Annotated in this window: 18 protein-coding genes and 1 pseudogene; 9 read left to right on the top strand and 10 right to left on the bottom strand. The window is 63.3% G+C overall.

Annotation, left to right across the window (positions count from 1 at the left end; genetic code table 11):
* Positions 1 to 289: 289 nt before the first annotated feature.
* Positions 290 to 721, bottom strand: a complete 432-nt coding sequence (gene mntR, locus H3Z74_RS03530; protein WP_229726858.1) for a manganese-binding transcriptional regulator MntR — start codon at positions 719 to 721, stop codon at positions 290 to 292.
* Positions 722 to 944: 223 nt separating this feature from the next.
* On the opposite strand from mntR, the gene H3Z74_RS03525 reads away from it, so the two are divergent.
* The 4 genes from H3Z74_RS03525 (at position 945) to H3Z74_RS03510 (ending at position 4,159) form a co-directional block, all read left to right on the top strand.
* Positions 945 to 1,268: a DUF1476 domain-containing protein gene (locus H3Z74_RS03525; RefSeq protein ID WP_187762620.1), complete on the top strand. Its 324-nt coding sequence runs from the start codon at positions 945 to 947 to the stop codon at positions 1,266 to 1,268.
* A gap of 4 nt (positions 1,269 to 1,272) precedes the next feature.
* Positions 1,273 to 1,536, top strand: coding sequence for a BolA/IbaG family iron-sulfur metabolism protein (locus tag H3Z74_RS03520; RefSeq protein WP_187762619.1), 264 nt, complete (start codon positions 1,273 to 1,275; stop codon positions 1,534 to 1,536).
* A 5-nt stretch (positions 1,537 to 1,541) separates the two neighbouring features.
* Positions 1,542 to 1,889 carry a Grx4 family monothiol glutaredoxin gene (gene grxD / locus H3Z74_RS03515; protein WP_187762618.1) on the top strand — a complete coding sequence of 116 codons (348 nt, stop codon included), beginning with the start codon at positions 1,542 to 1,544 and terminating at the stop codon, positions 1,887 to 1,889.
* Positions 1,890 to 2,518: 629 nt separating this feature from the next.
* Positions 2,519 to 4,159 (top strand): thiamine pyrophosphate-binding protein, encoded by a 1,641-nt coding sequence (locus H3Z74_RS03510; protein WP_187762617.1) that lies wholly within the window; start codon positions 2,519 to 2,521, stop codon positions 4,157 to 4,159.
* Between the two features lie 262 nt (positions 4,160 to 4,421).
* Here H3Z74_RS03510 and H3Z74_RS03505 read toward each other — a convergent pair whose 3' ends face one another.
* Positions 4,422 to 4,592, bottom strand: a complete 171-nt coding sequence (locus tag H3Z74_RS03505; RefSeq protein WP_187762616.1) for a CsbD family protein — start codon at positions 4,590 to 4,592, stop codon at positions 4,422 to 4,424.
* A gap of 138 nt (positions 4,593 to 4,730) precedes the next feature.
* Between H3Z74_RS03505 and H3Z74_RS03500 the strand changes: the two genes are divergently transcribed.
* On the top strand, positions 4,731 to 5,258 hold the full coding sequence (locus H3Z74_RS03500; RefSeq protein WP_326838811.1) for a class I SAM-dependent methyltransferase: 528 nt from the start codon (positions 4,731 to 4,733) through the stop codon (positions 5,256 to 5,258).
* Here H3Z74_RS03500 and H3Z74_RS03495 read toward each other — a convergent pair.
* The 5 genes and pseudogenes from H3Z74_RS03495 to thiS form a co-directional block, all read right to left on the bottom strand.
* Complete coding sequence (locus tag H3Z74_RS03495) at positions 5,255 to 6,049, bottom strand: alpha/beta hydrolase (RefSeq protein WP_229726857.1); 795 nt, start codon at positions 6,047 to 6,049, stop codon at positions 5,255 to 5,257. The genes H3Z74_RS03500 and H3Z74_RS03495 overlap by 4 nt on opposite strands.
* Before the next feature lie 90 nt (positions 6,050 to 6,139).
* Positions 6,140 to 6,274, bottom strand: a complete 135-nt coding sequence (locus tag H3Z74_RS24590; protein WP_261300210.1) for a hypothetical protein — start codon at positions 6,272 to 6,274, stop codon at positions 6,140 to 6,142.
* Between the two features lie 39 nt (positions 6,275 to 6,313).
* Positions 6,314 to 6,631, bottom strand: coding sequence for a hypothetical protein (locus H3Z74_RS03490; RefSeq protein WP_187762615.1), 318 nt, complete (start codon positions 6,629 to 6,631; stop codon positions 6,314 to 6,316).
* 255 nt (positions 6,632 to 6,886) lie between these two features.
* Positions 6,887 to 7,657, bottom strand: a pseudogene (locus tag H3Z74_RS03485) (bifunctional sulfur carrier protein/thiazole synthase protein); the annotation flags it as partial.
* A 29-nt stretch (positions 7,658 to 7,686) separates the two neighbouring features.
* Entirely contained in the window at positions 7,687 to 8,259 is a 573-nt protein-coding gene (gene thiS / locus H3Z74_RS24820) for a sulfur carrier protein ThiS (protein WP_261300211.1), read from the bottom strand.
* A gap of 119 nt (positions 8,260 to 8,378) precedes the next feature.
* Here thiS and aroQ point away from each other — a divergent pair, with 119 nt between their 5' ends.
* Genes aroQ through H3Z74_RS03460 form a run of 4 tightly spaced genes read left to right on the top strand, consistent with a single transcriptional unit; the run spans position 8,379 to position 11,201 of the window.
* Complete coding sequence (gene aroQ / locus H3Z74_RS03475; protein ID WP_187762614.1) at positions 8,379 to 8,813, top strand: type II 3-dehydroquinate dehydratase; 435 nt, start codon at positions 8,379 to 8,381, stop codon at positions 8,811 to 8,813.
* Positions 8,814 to 8,849: 36 nt separating this feature from the next.
* On the top strand, positions 8,850 to 9,356 hold the full coding sequence (gene accB, locus H3Z74_RS03470; protein ID WP_187762613.1) for an acetyl-CoA carboxylase biotin carboxyl carrier protein: 507 nt from the start codon (positions 8,850 to 8,852) through the stop codon (positions 9,354 to 9,356).
* 4 nt (positions 9,357 to 9,360) lie between these two features.
* A complete protein-coding gene (gene accC / locus H3Z74_RS03465; protein WP_187762612.1) occupies positions 9,361 to 10,713 on the top strand; it encodes an acetyl-CoA carboxylase biotin carboxylase subunit in 1,353 nt (450 codons plus the stop codon).
* A gap of 56 nt (positions 10,714 to 10,769) precedes the next feature.
* On the top strand, positions 10,770 to 11,201 hold the full coding sequence (locus H3Z74_RS03460; RefSeq protein WP_187762611.1) for a hypothetical protein: 432 nt from the start codon (positions 10,770 to 10,772) through the stop codon (positions 11,199 to 11,201).
* A 305-nt stretch (positions 11,202 to 11,506) separates the two neighbouring features.
* Here the strand turns inward: H3Z74_RS03460 and H3Z74_RS03455 are convergent, their stop codons facing one another.
* The 3 genes from H3Z74_RS03455 to H3Z74_RS03445 all read right to left on the bottom strand — a co-directional run bounded on the left by H3Z74_RS03455 (position 11,507) and on the right by H3Z74_RS03445 (position 16,074).
* On the bottom strand, positions 11,507 to 14,368 hold the full coding sequence (locus H3Z74_RS03455) for a TonB-dependent receptor domain-containing protein (RefSeq protein WP_187762610.1): 2,862 nt from the start codon (positions 14,366 to 14,368) through the stop codon (positions 11,507 to 11,509).
* Positions 14,369 to 15,007: 639 nt separating this feature from the next.
* On the bottom strand, positions 15,008 to 15,364 hold the full coding sequence (locus H3Z74_RS03450; RefSeq protein ID WP_187762609.1) for a putative quinol monooxygenase: 357 nt from the start codon (positions 15,362 to 15,364) through the stop codon (positions 15,008 to 15,010).
* A 125-nt stretch (positions 15,365 to 15,489) separates the two neighbouring features.
* Positions 15,490 to 16,074: a DUF1579 family protein gene (locus tag H3Z74_RS03445; protein ID WP_187762608.1), complete on the bottom strand. Its 585-nt coding sequence runs from the start codon at positions 16,072 to 16,074 to the stop codon at positions 15,490 to 15,492.
* Positions 16,075 to 16,089 lie beyond the last annotated feature (15 nt).

The raw sequence follows: 16,089 nt of genomic DNA, 5'->3' as shown, positions 1-16,089 counted from the left end.
GAAACTGCTGCAGTCCTTCGTTTCCTTGACCTTTCCGACTGGGCCCCGGCCTTCGCCGGGGAAGCGGCAACAATGGGCCAGTATCAACGCACTTTGGTGTTGGAGCAGCATCGGGCCGGGTGGAATCGCCCCTCCGGTTCGGGCCGAGTCTGTCGAAGCCGGTTCTTTCTTGCCGAACAGGATGAAGAAGAACGGCCCCTTCGTCTGCCTGCCAAGGCAGTCGCTCAGGACAGGCTTCGACAAGCTCTGGGCGAATGGCGGAAGCGGAGCAACTCAGCTCGAGACCATATTAGCTTTTGGCCAGTTTCCGCGTCAGCCGCGCAAGCGCATCAAGCGTTTCCTGGCTGACATGATGCTCGATGCCCTCGGCATCGGCTTCGGCATTCAGCTCGCTGACGCCCAGCGCGCGGAGGAATTCGTGCACGATACGGTGGCGATCGCGCGACATGGCGGCGACTGCGGCGCCGTCCTCGGTCAGGAAGATCGAGCGATAGGGTCGGCTTTCGACCAGCCCTTCGCGTTGCAGCCGCTGCACCACCTTGGCGGCGGTGGCGTGGCTGACGCCGAGATGTTCGGACAGATCGGTCAGCCGCGCTTCGCCGGTTTCGGCGATCAGGTCGCCGATCAGCTCGACATAATCCTCCGCCACTTCGGTCCGCTGCGCATCACGCATGCGGCGAAACGCCGCCGCCCGGCGTGCCGCTCCGGTCAATTCACTCACGGCTGTCCCTGCTGATCGATCGTCATGCCGGTTTGCTACGTCATGCCGCAGCCGATGGCGACCCATTCCGCTTTAGCTGTTCCATGGGGCTGTCCATGGGGGCTGTTCCATGAGGCAGTTCCGCACAGACAATTCCGCATGGGCGATGATGCGCCGTTGCGCGCTGCCCCTCACGCCCCTATCTCGCTGGTTGAGACAGTACAGGCCCAAGGGAACGAGCCACATGACCACTTTCGATGACCGCGAACGCGCGTTCGAGACCAAATATGCGCGCGACGAGGAGATGCAGTTCCGCGTCACCGCGCGGCGCAACCGGTTGCTCGGCCATTGGGCGGCCGCCCAGATGAAGCTGACCGCGGAAGAGGCCGATGCCTATGCCAAGGCGGTCGTGCAGGCTGATTTCGAGGAAGCCGGCGACGAGGATGTGATCCGCAAGCTGGTCAGCGACCTGACCGCGGCGAACATCGAGATCGACGAAGCCGTGGTACGTCGCGCGATCGACGAGCATACGATCGAGGCCCGCCGTCAGCTGATGCAGGCGGAATAACGACATGGCGATGGCGGCAAGCGAGATCGAGGCATTGATCGTCGCCGGCATTCCCGGCGCGACGGTCGAGATCACCGATCTGGCGGGCGATGGCGACCATTATGCGGCGCGCGTCGTGGCCGAGAGCTTTCGAGGCGTTTCCCGGGTCGAGCGCACCCGCCTCGTCTATGCCGCGCTCGGGGGACGAATGGGAGCCGAACTCCATGCGCTCCAGCTGACTACCGCCCTGCCCGACGCCCCACTCGGCTCTGGGCCGGAACAAGGATGATGACGATGACCGACGATTCCACCCAATCCGCCGATTTGGCCCGTATTGCCGACCTGGTCGGCAAGAGCGACGTACTGCTGTTCATGAAGGGCAGCCCGTTGTTCCCGCAATGCGGGTTTTCCAGCCGCGCGATCGCGATCCTGCAGCATCTGAACGTGCAGTTCGACAGCGTCGACGTGCTGCAGGATCAGGGCATTCGCCAGGGTATCAAGGCCTTTTCCGACTGGCCGACCATTCCGCAGCTTTATGTGAAGGGCGAATTTGTCGGCGGATCGGACATCATGATGGAAATGTACGAATCCGGCGAGCTCGAGCAGTTGATCGAGGACCAGGGCGTCGCGCGCGCGGAATAAGCGCCCGGGCTGACCATCGTGGTTTCGAGCTGGACAGCCCACCAGCGTTCGCCCTGAGCCTGTCGAAGAGGCATGCGCACCGCTTGGGCTTCGGCAGCCCGGATTCGCGCGGTGCTTATCCCTTTTTACAAGGAAGCTTGTGTCCCCGCGAAGGCGGGGACCCAGTCTGGGCTCCCGCCTTCGCGGGAGCACAAGGACGGGGCAATTGCTCCCCAATTTATGCCAACCCCTTGGCCGAACGGGATAGACACCGGCTGAGCTAGAGGCAAACGGCGGATAGCGAGCGTGTCGCACCGGATGATGCTCTGATGGAATCGGTGAGGCCGGGTGCGGGCGGGCCCGGCGAGATCGGAATGAAGCTCGGGCCCGCCCAGCTGAAGCGTGAAACGCTCGGCGTACTCAAGACTATGCAGTGGGCGTGCCAGCTTTGACACCCCACGCAAAACCGGGCGAGTCGATGGTTAACGCACCATCCCGCCCGACCCGCACTGTAAGCAATCCCGACAGATCAACGCTCGGTTGTGGCGAAGCCTCGATATGCGCCTCGGATGCGGCCGGCGCGGCATCGCGCATAAATTTGCACCTCTCGCGCATAGCAAATGCGCGCATCTGCGGTTAGGAAACCGCGCATGACGAATTCCCGTACCGGCGGCCGCATCCTGGTCGATCAGCTCATCGCACAGGGTTGCGATCGTATCTTCACCGTACCGGGCGAGAGCTTCCTCGCGGTGCTCGACGCGCTGCACGACAGCCCCGAGATCGATGTCGTGGTGTGCCGGCAGGAGGGCGGGGTCGGCTTCATGGCGTGCGCCGACGGCGCGATGACCAACCGACCGGGGATCGCCTTCGTCACGCGCGGGCCGGGTGCGACCAATGCCTCGATCGGCGTACATGTCGCGATGCAGGATTCGCAGCCGATGATCCTGTTCATCGGCGACGTCGATCGCGGCACCAAGGATCGCGAGGCGTTCCAGGAGATCGATTTCCAGGCGATGTTCTCTCCGATCGCCAAATGGGCCGCCAAGATCGACGACGCGGCGCGCATCCCGGAATATATCGCGCGCGCCTATGCGACGGCGATGAACGGCCGCCCCGGGCCGGTGGTGCTGGCACTGCCCGAGGACATGTTGCTCGATGTGGTCGCGGCGGTGGATCGGCCGCGGGTCGAGCGCGCGGTACAGGCATGCGACCCTGCGCAGTTGCGTGCCCTTGCCGGAATGATCGGCAACGCCGAACGGCCGCTTGCCATCATTGGCGGCGCCGGCTGGGACAAGGCGGCCGCAAGCGACTTCGCCGCCTGGGCCGAACGCAGCGGTATTCCCGTCGCGGCCGCGTTCCGTCGCCAGGACGCGATTGCCAACGAGTCGGCGGCTTGGGCGGGCAATCTCGGCTATGGCCCGAACCCGAAGCTGGTCGAACGCGTGAAAGCAGCCGACCTGTTGCTGGTTGTCGGCCCACGGCTCGGCGAGGCAACCACCGACGGCTATACATTGGTCACACCGGACCATCCGGGCCAGACCCTGGTCCATGTCCATCCCGACCCGAACGAGCTCGGCCAGACCTACCGCGCCGATCTCGCATTCTGCGCGGGGATGACGGAGTTCGCGGCTGCGGTGCACGCGATTGATCTCGCGCCGCGATCGACGGGCACGGATGCACATGCGGAATGGCTTGCCTGGTCCACCCCTGCACCACGCGACGTCAAAATGGATCTCGGCCCGTGCGTCGCGACGATGCGCGAGACACTCCCGGCCGACACGATCATCTGCAATGGCGCGGGCAATTATTCCGGCTGGTGGCATCGCTACTGGCGTTATGCCGGCCCGACCAGCCAGCTGGCCCCGACCGCCGGCGCGATGGGGTACGGCGTGCCGGCCGCGACCGCGGCAGCACTGCGCCATCCCGACCGCATGGTCGTCGCGCTGGCCGGCGATGGCTGTTTCCTGATGAACGGTCAGGAACTGGCTACCGCCGTCGCACACGGCGCGAACATGCTGGTGCTGGTGATCGACAACAGCACCTATGGCACGATCCGCATGCATCAGGAGCGCGAATATCCCGGGCGGATTTCCGGCACGCGCCTGCAGAACCCCGATTTCGCCGCGCTCGGCCGGGCCTATGGCTGCTGGGCGGAGACAGTGGAGGAAACCGCCCAGTTCGCTCCCGCGCTCGATCGGGCAATGGCGCAAAGCGGCGTGCGGCTGCTGCATATAAAGACCGATATCGAGGTGATTACTGCAGGGACGACGATCACGGCACTACGCAAGTAACTGGGCGGATTGAGCGGATATCTCGCTCGAAAATATATCCTCTTCCCGGCGAAGGCCGGGGCCCAGTCGGAAGACAGGAGTTAACAGGCGTCTCGCTCACCGCGGATGCTCCTCCACTGGGCCCCGGCCTTCGCCGGGGAAGCAAAGAAGAGTTACGGGTCTGAAGCGGGGCAACCACCCGCAGTTGGGACCGACCACCCCCACACGAAAAGGCCGCCCCGGTTGCCCGGAGCGGCCCTTCATGATCAGGCAATCGCGACGATCAGATATCGTCGCCGAGCGCACCCTTGATCTTGCCGGCGGTCTGCTGCGCCTTGCCCTTCAGCTCCTGCGCAGCGCCTTCGGCCTTGGTGTCGGGGTTGTCGCTGTGCTGCTTCGCCTTGCCGATGGCTTCGTTCACATTGCCTTTGATCTTGTCGATGAGCTCGCCCATGATAATCTCCTGAAATCAGACCGTTGTCGTCGGGGGTAACGGTTTCGGGTCTTGGGGGAAGAACGGATGAGCGTGGGGGCGGTTCCCGGCGCGGCGCATGACGGCGGCGCATCTGCTCATGGTTGAGCGCGATCCGCCATCGTTTCCGGCGCGCCTCTGGTTCGACCGGTTCAAGGCGGCGCTCCCCGGGGTAGCGCGATACTCGACCTCGGATGCGGCGGTGGAGAGCCGATCGCACGCTATCTGATCGATCAGGGATTGCATGTCACCGGCGTCGACCGGGACGCAGCGATGATCGCCCTCGCCCGCACCCGTTTTCCACGCGAGGCCTGGATCCATGCCGATATGCGCACCGTCGAGATCGACGCAAAATTCGAGGGCGTGATTGCCTGGAGCAGCCTGACCCAATTGTCGCGCGCCGATCAGGCGGCGATGGCCGGGCGCGCCGCGCACTGGCTGAAACCCGGCGGGCGGTTGCTGTTCAGCGCCGAGGCCGATCGCGACAGCGCGTCATCCGATTATCGCAGCGGATCGCTTTATCATGCCGATCTCGGCCCGGCCGATTACAGCGCGGCGCTCGCGGCACGCGGCCTGATCGAAATGGCACATGTCGCCGAGGACCCGGCCTGCAACGGCGCCGGCGTATGGCTGGTGCGCAAACCCTAGCCCGTCACGCCTTTCAAAAAGGCGAGAACCGCCGCCCAGTTCGCCTCGACCCCTTTCGGATTCTTCGCGGCGATCAGCGTCGACGAGCCATGCACGCCTCCGTCCTTCGGCTCGTAGCGGACCTTGCCCGCGGCCGGCACCACGTCGAAGATCGCCCTGGCGTCCTTGATCTCGGCCGCGTCCTGCGCCGAGGTGACGAACACCGGCACGGCGACCTTCGCCGCCGCAGTGCGGATCAATGTCTTGTCGTCGAAATATTCGCCCGGCGAGAAGGACAGCACGGCCTTGACCAGCCCGGGATTGGCGGCAGCCACCGGGAAAACCAGCGACGAGGAATAGCTGCTGCCCCAGAGGATCACCGGCAGCTTCTGCGTCTTCGCCCAGTCGACTGCGGCCTGCAGGTCGCGCTGCGCCGCGAGATAGCCGGGATCCTTGCCGACCAGCCGCGCGGTCTCATTCTCGCCGAACAGTTCACCGCCGGAGCGCTGGTCGATCGCCAGCGCTTCATAACCGGCAGCGTTCAGACGCGGCGCGATCGTCGCATATTCGCCCTTGCCCGACCCGGCCTGGTGAAACAGCAGGATCAGCGCCTTCGGCTTTTCGGTCTTGTAGAGCCGCGCGAAGATTTTGACGCCGTCGTCCGCCGTGATCGACACTGACGATGGTTGCGGCGATTCCTGGGCCGATTCCTTGGGTGATGCCTGAGATGCCGCCTGGGTGGCATTCCCGTCCGCCGGTTTTACCGTGCATGCCGCCAGCATCATCGTCGCCATTACCATTATACGCCGCATCGCCGCTCTCCCAGCCCATCGAAAAGGGTGCCGGACTTTCGCCCGGCACCCCCATTTACGCAATCGCGTTCGGCCGCAGCCCGGCTGCGTTCAGCCGCAGCACGGCAGGCCGCAGCACACGCCGAGCGCGCAACACGCCGCCGTGACTGCGCCGGGCGCCGCGGCGAATGCCGCGCTGGCCGATCCGGCAAACAGGACGATGGCGATTTTGGTGAAACGAATCATGAGATGTCTCCATGTGAAATGATGTGAATTCGGATCGTCTCACGCGGTTCGCGGCGGCGGTGGTTCCGGGGCCAGCGCGCGCGCAACCAGACCGGTCGCCGGAGTGCCAATCGCGGCGATGGCTGTCCCTTCCCGCGCATTCATATTGAGCGGTTTGGGCAGGATCGCAGAGCAACAGGATTGGCAAGCACCGACCAGCATCCTGTCAGGGCATCGCTCCGGCCCTTGCGAGCAATCGCACGAGCCTGAGGCGGAATGATCGCACACGGCGTCCATCGGCGCGGCTGCCGCGTTGGCCGCACTGACGCTCAGCGCGCTAAACAGCAGCATCAGCAACAGCGTGAGCGCGCGCGTCATCGAAGCCCTTCTTGTCGGTCGTACAAGAACTTCGTTGCAACGGCTCATCTGGTTACAAGGTGACGAGAGCAGGAGCTCCAGCCGTACACCATACCCGTCATCCCCGCGAAAGCGGGGATCCCGCTACCTTGCTCAACACTCAGAAGGAGAAGGAGAAGGAGAAGGAGAAGGAGAAGGAGAAGGAGAAGGAGAAGAAGAAGAAGAAGAAGCTGGATCCCCGCTTTCGCGGGGATGACGGTAATAATTCGATCAAACCTAGATCAGTCCCGCCAGCGGGCTGGACGGGTCGGCATAGCGACGCTTGCCCATCCGCCCCGCCAGATACGCCATCCGCCCGGCCTCGACTCCGGCCTTCATCGCCGCCGCCATCAGGATCGGGTCCTTCGCCTCGGCGATCGCAGTATTCATCAGCACGCCGTCGCAGCCCAGCTCCATCGCAGCCGCCGCGTCGGACGCAGTGCCGACGCCGGCATCGACCAGCACCGGCACGCTCGCGCCCTCGACGATCAGGCGGATCGTCACCTGATTCTGGATGCCGAGCCCCGATCCGATCGGCGCACCGAGCGGCATGATCGCCACCGCGCCGACATTTTCCAGCCGCTTCGCCGCGATCGGATCGTCGACGCAATAGACCATCGGCTTGAAGCCTTCATTGGCAAGGATCTCGCACGCGCGCAGCGTCTCGACCATGTCGGGATAAAGCGTCTTCGCCTCGCCCAGCACCTCGAGCTTGACCAGTTCCCAGCCGCCCGCCTCACGCGCCAGCCGCAAGGTGCGGATCGCGGATTCGGCATCGAAACAGCCCGCCGTATTGGGCAGATAGGTGATCTTCTTCGGATCGATGAAATCGGTCAGCATCGGCGCATTGGGGTCCGACACGTTCACGCGGCGCACCGCGACGGTCACGATCTCGGCGCCCGACGCTTCGACCGCCGCCGCATTCTGCGCGAAATCCTTATACTTGCCGGTGCCGACGATCAGGCGCGAGCGGAAGGTCTTGCCCGCGACCGTCCAGGTGTCGGCGGCGCTCGCGGTGGAGATGGGCGTCTGGATGGTCATGAGGTGCGGTGCTCCACGATATTGGCAAGGCCGCCCACGGTGTCGCGGACGAAGAACCGACGCACGCCCCAGGGCTCGTCGGTGAGCGGATAGACGATCTCCAGCTCCTGCGCGACGGCGCGGGCATGGCAATCATCGACATCATCGACGCCGACCGAATAATCCGGCTTCAGGCCTGACGGGTCATTGGCAATCACGCTGATCTGCGCACCATGATGCCCGGGCGCGCAATAGGTCGAGATGAAATCCAGTTCCATGGCGAGGTCGAGGCCCAGCACATCGGTGAAAAAGGCGCGGCCTGCGGCGCTGTCATCGGCAAAACGGTTCGGTACGATGCGCGAGGCGCCCATGCCGCCGCCAACGAAATGCACGATCTCCAGTTCATCGCCATCCTCGACCTGAACCTGGCCGAGCGTCGAGCGCGGCACGATCTCCAGATTGCGCTCGACCGCGATCTTCTCCGGCACCAGCCCGAGATCGGCGGCAAGCTCCGCAAGCGTCAGCCCGGCAACGACGCGGCGATGCTCGCCATTCACGCGAATCGAGACGGTGCCGTCGGTATGTGTCATTGCTACTCCGGAACGACGCGCAATTTGATCACGCGGCCCTGCGCATATAGAAAGCGCTGGCCCGCACCCGCAACTGCCAAACCCGCAATCGCCAATCCCGCAACTGAAAGCCCGGTCCCTTGCCCGACACGATCTACGTCCTCAACGGTCCGAACCTCAACCTGTTGGGGCTGCGCGAACCCGACATCTACGGCACCGACACGCTCGACGACATTGCCGGCCAGCTCGAGGATCGCGCGCGCGACCTCGATCTGAAGATCGACATGCGCCAGTCGAACCATGAAGGCCATCTGGTCGACTGGCTGCACGAGGCGCAAGCCGAAGGCGCGAAGGCGGTAATCCTCAATGGCGGCGCGTACACGCATACCTCGGTGGCGATCCGCGATGCGATCAAGGCGATCGTCACACCGGTGATCGAGGTACATCTGTCCAACCCGCACGCGCGCGAATCCTTTCGCCATCGCAGCCATATCGCGCCGGTCGCACGGGGAACCATCGCCGGCTTCGGCGCGCTTTCCTATCTGCTGGCGCTTGAAGCCGCCGCCCGTCTCTGACAGGACGCCTGCCCAATAAGGGAGCATAAGGGTCGCATGGCCGAAAACGAACAATCCGCCGCTCAGAATGATGCCCAGAACGCCTCGATGCGAATCGATGTCGATCTGGTCCGTCAACTCGCACAATTGCTGGACGACACCAGCCTGACCGAAATCGAGGTCGAGGATGGCGGCCGCAAAATCCGCATCGCGCGCAAGGCTGCGGCCGCCGCGCCGGTGCATTACAGCGCCGCGCCGTCCGCGCCCGGCGCTCTCGCGCCGTTGCTGCCGGCAGCGCCGGTCGATGTCGCCGCTGCGCCGGTTGCCGCCGCCAATGCGGTCAAATCGCCGATGGTCGGTACAGCCTATCTCTCGTCCGACCCCGATTCGAAGCCGTTCGTGGCAGTCGGCGACAAGGTCGCCGCCGGCGCGACTTTGCTGATCGTCGAGGCGATGAAGGTGATGAACCCGATTCTCGCGCCCAGCGCCGGCACGGTGAAGGCCGTGCTGGTCGAGAATGGCCAGCCGGTCGAATTCGACCAGCCGCTCGTGGTGGTCGACTAACATCATGAAGCAGATCAAGAAGCTGCTGATCGCCAATCGCGGCGAGATTGCGCTGCGCATCCATCGTGCCTGCCATGAAATGGGCATCCAGACGGTGGCCGTGCATTCGACCGCCGACGCCGATGCGATGCACGTGCGGCTCGCCGACCAGGCGATCTGCATCGGCCCGCCGCCCGCGGTCGACAGCTATCTCAACATCCCGAACATCATCTCGGCCGCCGAAATCTCCGGCGCCGATGCGATCCATCCGGGTTACGGCTTCCTCAGCGAGAACGCCAAGTTCGCCGAGATCGTCGAAGCACACGACATCATCTTTGTCGGACCCAAGCCCGAACATATCCGCACCATGGGCGACAAGGTCGAAGCCAAGCGCACCGCCGGTGCGCTCGGCCTGCCGCTGGTGCCCGGCTCGGACGGCGCGATCAGCGACATCGGCGAAGCGACGAAGATCGCCGCAAAGGTCGGCTATCCGGTAATCATCAAGGCGGCGTCGGGCGGCGGCGGGCGTGGCATGAAGGTGGTCAACGACCCCGAAAGCCTCGAAACCCAGATGCTCCAGGCCGGTACCGAGGCGAAGGCCGCGTTCGGCGACGCAACCGTCTATCTGGAAAAATATCTCGGCAATCCGCGCCATATCGAATTTCAGGTGTTCGGCGACGGCGAGGGCAATGCGATCCATCTCGGCGAGCGCGATTGCTCGCTGCAGCGCCGCCACCAGAAGGTACTCGAAGAAGCGCCATCACCCGTGCTCGGCCAGGAAGACCGTGAGCGGATGGGCAATATCTGCGCCAAGGCGATGGCCGATATGGGCTATCGCGGCGCGGGCACGATCGAGTTTCTGTGGGAAGATGGCGAGTTCTATTTCATCGAGATGAACACGCGGCTGCAGGTCGAACATCCGGTGACCGAGGCGATCACCGGGCTCGACCTGGTGCGCGAACAGATTCGCATCGCCGAAGGCCATCCGTTGACGCTGCGCCAGCAGGACGTGATCTTCCGCGGCCATGCGATCGAATGCCGCATCAACGCCGAGGATCCGCGCACCTTCGCCCCCTCACCCGGGCTGGTGAAGCAGTTCCACGCGCCCGGCGGCATGAATGTGCGCGTCGATAGCGGGCTCTATGCCGGCTACAAGGTGCCGCCTTATTATGACAGCATGATCGCCAAGCTGATCGTCTATGGCACCACCCGCCAGGGCGCTCTGCGCCGCCTGCGCCGCGCGCTCGAGGAGTTCGTGATCGAGGGGATGAAGACCACCATCCCGCTGCACCAGGCGCTGCTCGATGATCCCGATTTCCAGAATGGCGACTATACGATCAAGTGGCTCGAGGAATGGCTGGCGAGGCAGGACGCCTGAACATGGGCGGGTGGCATAGTATTGGGTGAGGTAACCAGCGAGCGGAGGAAAAGCGCATGACGCCGGGATCATTTCGGAAGTCGCTCCTGGTTGCGGGAGCAGTGCTTTTCCTGCTCGGACTGCTGCAAGGAGTCGCCGTTCATTCCTTCCTGAATCCCAGAATGGCTCTTTCGGCTCACCTCACTGCGGTTCAAAGCGGCATGGCGATCATGATTGCCGGCCTGGTTTGGCCCACAATCACGCTCGCGCCAGTTCTCAAGGGTGTTGCACACTGGACGCTTGTCACCGGAATGTACGGCCTGTGGATCGCTTTGACGCTGTCAGCCGCGACGGGTGCCAGTGATGCCTTGCCAATTGCCGGTGCCGGCTATTCGGCCACACCCCCTGCCGAGCGATTGGTTTCGGCGCTGATCGTCATCAGCAGTGCCTCGATGGTCCTGGGCTGGGGCCTGCTCGCGATAGGGCTGCTTCGTTCGAAACAAGCATGATCGATAACCACGACGCCCGTTGACGTTGACGAAGAACGGCAACATCGCGCGGTTGAAACCGATCACCGCGCCCTCATTCCAGAACGCGCGACACTTCGTGCAGCGACTTGGAATATACCATTCAAGCTATTGAATATTCATCGATATATTACGGTTCTGGCGCACCGGTCGGGCGCTGGAGATATGCGACAACAGGGTGTCCCATATCTCGCCCAGAGATGGTTGGCGCAGCACGAGGACCCGCGCGCGTCTGGGAACAAACTGCCGGCGGATCGGATGAAGCCATCCGATCCGCCGGCGGGTTGCTAGAACCCGTAGCTCAGGCGGAGGTAACCGAACTGGCCCGGCACGTCATAAGTGGTCGGATCGAAATTATTCAGGCTGCAGCTGCCGCAGCCCGGTGGGTCCTGGTTGAACACATTGTTCACCCCGGCCGTCAGCTTGAAGCGGTGATCCATGAAGGACGGTGAGAAGCCGAGCTGGATGTCGCCATAGAAGCGCGAATCCATCCGTTGGGACACACCTTCAGGAGTAATCTCCGTTACGGCGGACACATAGCGTCCGGTAAACGCAGCGGAGAAGCCGTCGATCGACCAGTCAAGCGTCGCATTGCCCTTGAACTTGGGGAATGCCTGGTCCGGGCTACCGCGCTCGGTACCGGCACGCTGGATGATCACGAAGCCGTTCGAGGCCGCGAGCGTATATTTCAGCAGCCGGGTGGCATTCACCGCCAGGCCGAATGTGCCGAACGACGTGCGTGGCGCGCGATAGGCGAGGGTGAAATCCAGGCCATGGGTGTTGATGGCATCGAGATTCTGCAGCGTGCCGTCGATCTCGTTGATGAAGCCGTTCCGGGTGCGGATAATTTGCGCGCAGCTGGCGGCGTCGCCACGCAGCGCGCAATTCTCCAGCTTGAGGGTGGGATCAACCGCCGAGATCGCATTGGTCACGCGGATATCGTAATAATTGACCTCCGCGCTCAGGCTGCCGCCGCCGCTGCGTGCCCATTGCGGTGAATAGACCGCGCCGAACAACAGGCTGCGCGACTTCTCCGGCTTCAGATTGGCATTGCCCTGCGTCAGCACGGGCAACTGACCGCCCTGAGGTTCTTCATAAGTACCACCCGCCGGCACGCCGTTGGCGATGCAGTTTGCCTTCACGATGGGGTTGGTCTGGAATTTGCCGCCGTCCGCGCTGGTGCACGGATCGTTCGCCGGTAGATCGAAGCGCGAGCGAGCGCCAAATAATTCGCCAAGACTCGGGGCGCGGAAGCCGGTCGCATAGGATCCGCGGAACAGTACGTCGCTGACCGGTTTCCACAATCCGGTCGCGGTATAGGTCGTGCTTCCGCCGGTGATTGTGTAGCTGGCATGGCGCACCGCCCCGTCGACCTCGAGCAACTGGAAGAACGGCTTTTCCTTGAGGAGCGGCACGCGCAGTTCGCCATAGATTTCGTCCGAATTGTAGCGGCCGCGTGACGGTTTTGCGGGGATGTCGGCGCTGAGTCCGGCGGCAACGATCGGATCGGGATCGAAGCTTGCGGCCTGGACGCGATGTTCATAGCCGATCGCGAAGGCGAGCGCGCCGCCCGGCAGATCAAGCAACTCGCCGCTCAAATTGGCCGTGTAGTCATACAATTGTTGCGAACTGCGGTCGCGCTGGGTGAAGCCGATAAAGGCGAGCTGATCGGGCGTGATCGAGCCTGCGCCGCCGAACAGGTTGAGCGGGACGCAGGCGCCGGTGCATTGCGAAAGCGGCCCGACCGCCTGTGCGACGCGGGCAGCATTGACGTTGCCGGTGAAGCTCTGCTTCGCATCGTTGAAGCCGATCACCGTATTGACATCCCAATACCAGTGATGGTCGCCGACCTGGAATGAGCCATCGAGCGTGGCGGACGCGACCATCGTGTCGACGCGCTGATTGAAGGTGCGCTGCCCTGCCTCGACCAGGCGACGGGCAATGAAGCTGTAATTCTGCGGCGCCTCACCCGGCTTGCCGGCCGACAGGGTGTAGCCAAATGGATTATAAGGATTGGTGGCGTCGATCGAGAGCGTGTCAAACAGGCTGCCGGCGCCATTGCCGGCGTCCGGTCCGATGAACAGCGGTTCAAACGCTGCCTGATTTTCCGAGTTGCGGCGATTATATTGCATCTTCACGCGCAGGTTCACATTCGACGACACTTCCTGCTTGTAACTGAGCCACGCGCCGTAGCGCTCGGATGGCGTCAAGATGTAATTGAACGGTGCGAAGTTAAATCGGTCGGCAGCGGTAAAGGGCCGCAAATCTGCGAGCGTCGGGTGGTTGTTGGGCGGATTGCCGATCGTGAGGTTGCCGAAATCGCCGAGAAAACGGCCATTGACCGCGGCGCTGGAGCAGCCGCCGATCGGTTGGGTGCAGGAGGTCTGGCCGGGGTTGGGAAATTGCGAGATCGAGCGATTGCTTGAGCGCACCGCTTCCTGTTTCACATAGCTTGCGCCGACCACGAGGTTGGTCGCGTCGCCCTTGATGCCGTAACTGACCTGATAATCCTGGGTGTGCCCGTCACCCTGGCGATAGGTGCCGAACTGCGCCGACGCGCGCAGGCCCTCCTGCTCCGCCACGGTGATGATATTGACGACGCCAGCGATCGCGTCCGAACCATAAAGTGGCGACGCGCCGGATTGGAGCACTTCGACCCGCGCAATCATGTTGGTCGGAATGGTGTTGAGATCGATCGTCGATGGCATGCCGCTGCCGGCAGTGCCGGGTACGAAGCGCATCCCGTCGACCAGCACCAGCGTGCGCTTGGCGCTGAGATAGCGCAGGTCGATTTCGGACGAGCCCGCACCGACACCGCCGCCATCGGGCGGATTGCCGAGATTGCCCGAATTGTTGACCTTGGTGTTGAGTCCGCCCGCCGCGCTCGGCAGCCGCTGAAGAACGTCGGCAACCGAGGTCAGCCCGGTCTTGGCCAGCGCATCCTGATCGACGGTGATGACGGGTGAGGCCTGGTCGAGTGGATCGCGGCGGATGCGCGATCCGGTGACGACGATGTCCCCGCCCGCCGCAGCATCAGTGGCGGCTGTCTCTTCGGGCGCGGCCTGCGCGAACGCAGGCGCACTGCATAGCGCCGTGGTTAGCGCGAACGTCGCAATACCGGCATGCATCATGGTCTTGATCTGTCGCATGATATTTCCCCTGTCAGGCGAGACTTTTACTGGCTCGTAACGGAAGTGTGACAAACTGTTTCACATCAGATCAAGCATCATTGGCGGTTCGACGGTTTGAGGGCGCAGATAGAGCCACCATCGTGGCCCCGTGGCCACATGACAACGCCGGACAGAAGAGAAAAACCAATGCAATCGCGCCGGGCAAGCCTCGCGACTATTTTCAAATATTCGATAAATTCTTGATCGAAGGAAGAATAGCATTGCCCGGTAGCGCCGGACTTTGCTTGATCGTCCCGGTTGCCAGAGTGGCGGCTATGCCATCCAATGCCGCGTAGAGTGGTGGACCAGGCAGGATACGCGCCCTCCTCTCTCGCTTATGACGGACATGATCTTGCCTGGAACAAATGGCCGGAAACGGGCACGATCCTATTCTTGACCTGCTCCGTTCACATCATAAATGCTGCGATTTGCAGTCGAATTGCGCATCCGGCCTGACCCGTCAGGCCGGGTCTGCCCGCTTGTGAACGCCCCGGCGCGAGATGCGCCACGCCCACGGTCTGTGGCCATGCCCACCAAGGAACCGACAGCCAGCACATCGATCGCAGACGCTGATTGATATCCTCAATGCCCGCATCGATCCGTCCGCCCGCTGCCGCATCACCGCCCCGCTGCGTAAGGGCTCGACATGGTCAGGAACTGAATGTCCATATCGCCGGCTTCGTAGGATGCGCTCTCCCCGACGAACGCCTGCACATAGTCCGTGACGAAATGCCTCTTGAGCGCCTCAACATCGCGCCAGACCTCGTAGATCACGAAGAGGTCGCGGTCCGTTCGGTCACGATGGATGTGGAACTGGAGGCACCCGTGCTCGGCTCGCGTGCTGGCCAGGTCGAGCAACATCCGTTTTTCGAGCCTGCCCGCCGTCCCGGGAATTGCGCGGTGCCTGGCGATGACGACGAAAGGCCCGGTGTCGTCCGGATCGGGATCAGGCAGATGCGGCAGCGTAATAGACATGGGCACTCCCCGAGATGGACCTCTTTTCAGAACCTGAGCGGCTGCGTGAATTGCTTGCTGCCGGGCGTACGGCGCGCGCGCTCCCTTCCCGTCTTGCCGGCCAGAGCCGTCACGACGCCCCTTCTTCAAGAAATGCGAGTGTAGACATTGTGATCGGCGATCCGTTCGGATTCGCCGGGCGGTGTGAAGTAGATGTTGAAGACATGTTCGTCAGGGTTCTTGACGATGATCTCGGTACGTTGACCAATGGTCTTGCCGGCATAGGCTTCGCCAAGCACGCCCTGATCGATAAAGGTCCCCGTCATGTTGACCGGAAAGTGCGCGCCGGAGCCGCGCGCGCCTTGGTAGAACATCATGCCGGCATTGACGTTGTCGATGGTCATCCACTGATAGCACGAGGCCATGGTGTCATAACCGAGCGTGCCTTGCCGCCAATAGGGCATGCCGCCAATCGAGCCGACGGTCGTGTCTTGCAGGAAACGGCCGTCATCGATCCATTCACGAGAGGTGACAATATCGGTCGAGGTGACCGGATGATCAAGCGAGCCCAGCGCCATATAGAGCGAAATCGACACCCGCCACTTGCCCGCCAGCACCTTCGCCGCGTCGTGCCCCGGGCCAGGCAGCCCTCGCGTAAAGAAGGGCGGCAGCCCGCCGGTCGCCTGGGCCTCTGCCTGCGAGGAAAGACCGCCGAAAGCGCTGGCTGCCACGGCGGCCAGGAATGT

The sequence above is a fragment of the Sphingomonas alpina genome, assembly GCF_014490665.1.
GTDB classification, from domain to species: Bacteria; Pseudomonadota; Alphaproteobacteria; order Sphingomonadales; family Sphingomonadaceae; genus Sphingomonas; species Sphingomonas alpina.
Note: the sequence above shows the minus strand (reverse complement) of the source record. Positions and strands in the feature narration are given on the sequence as shown.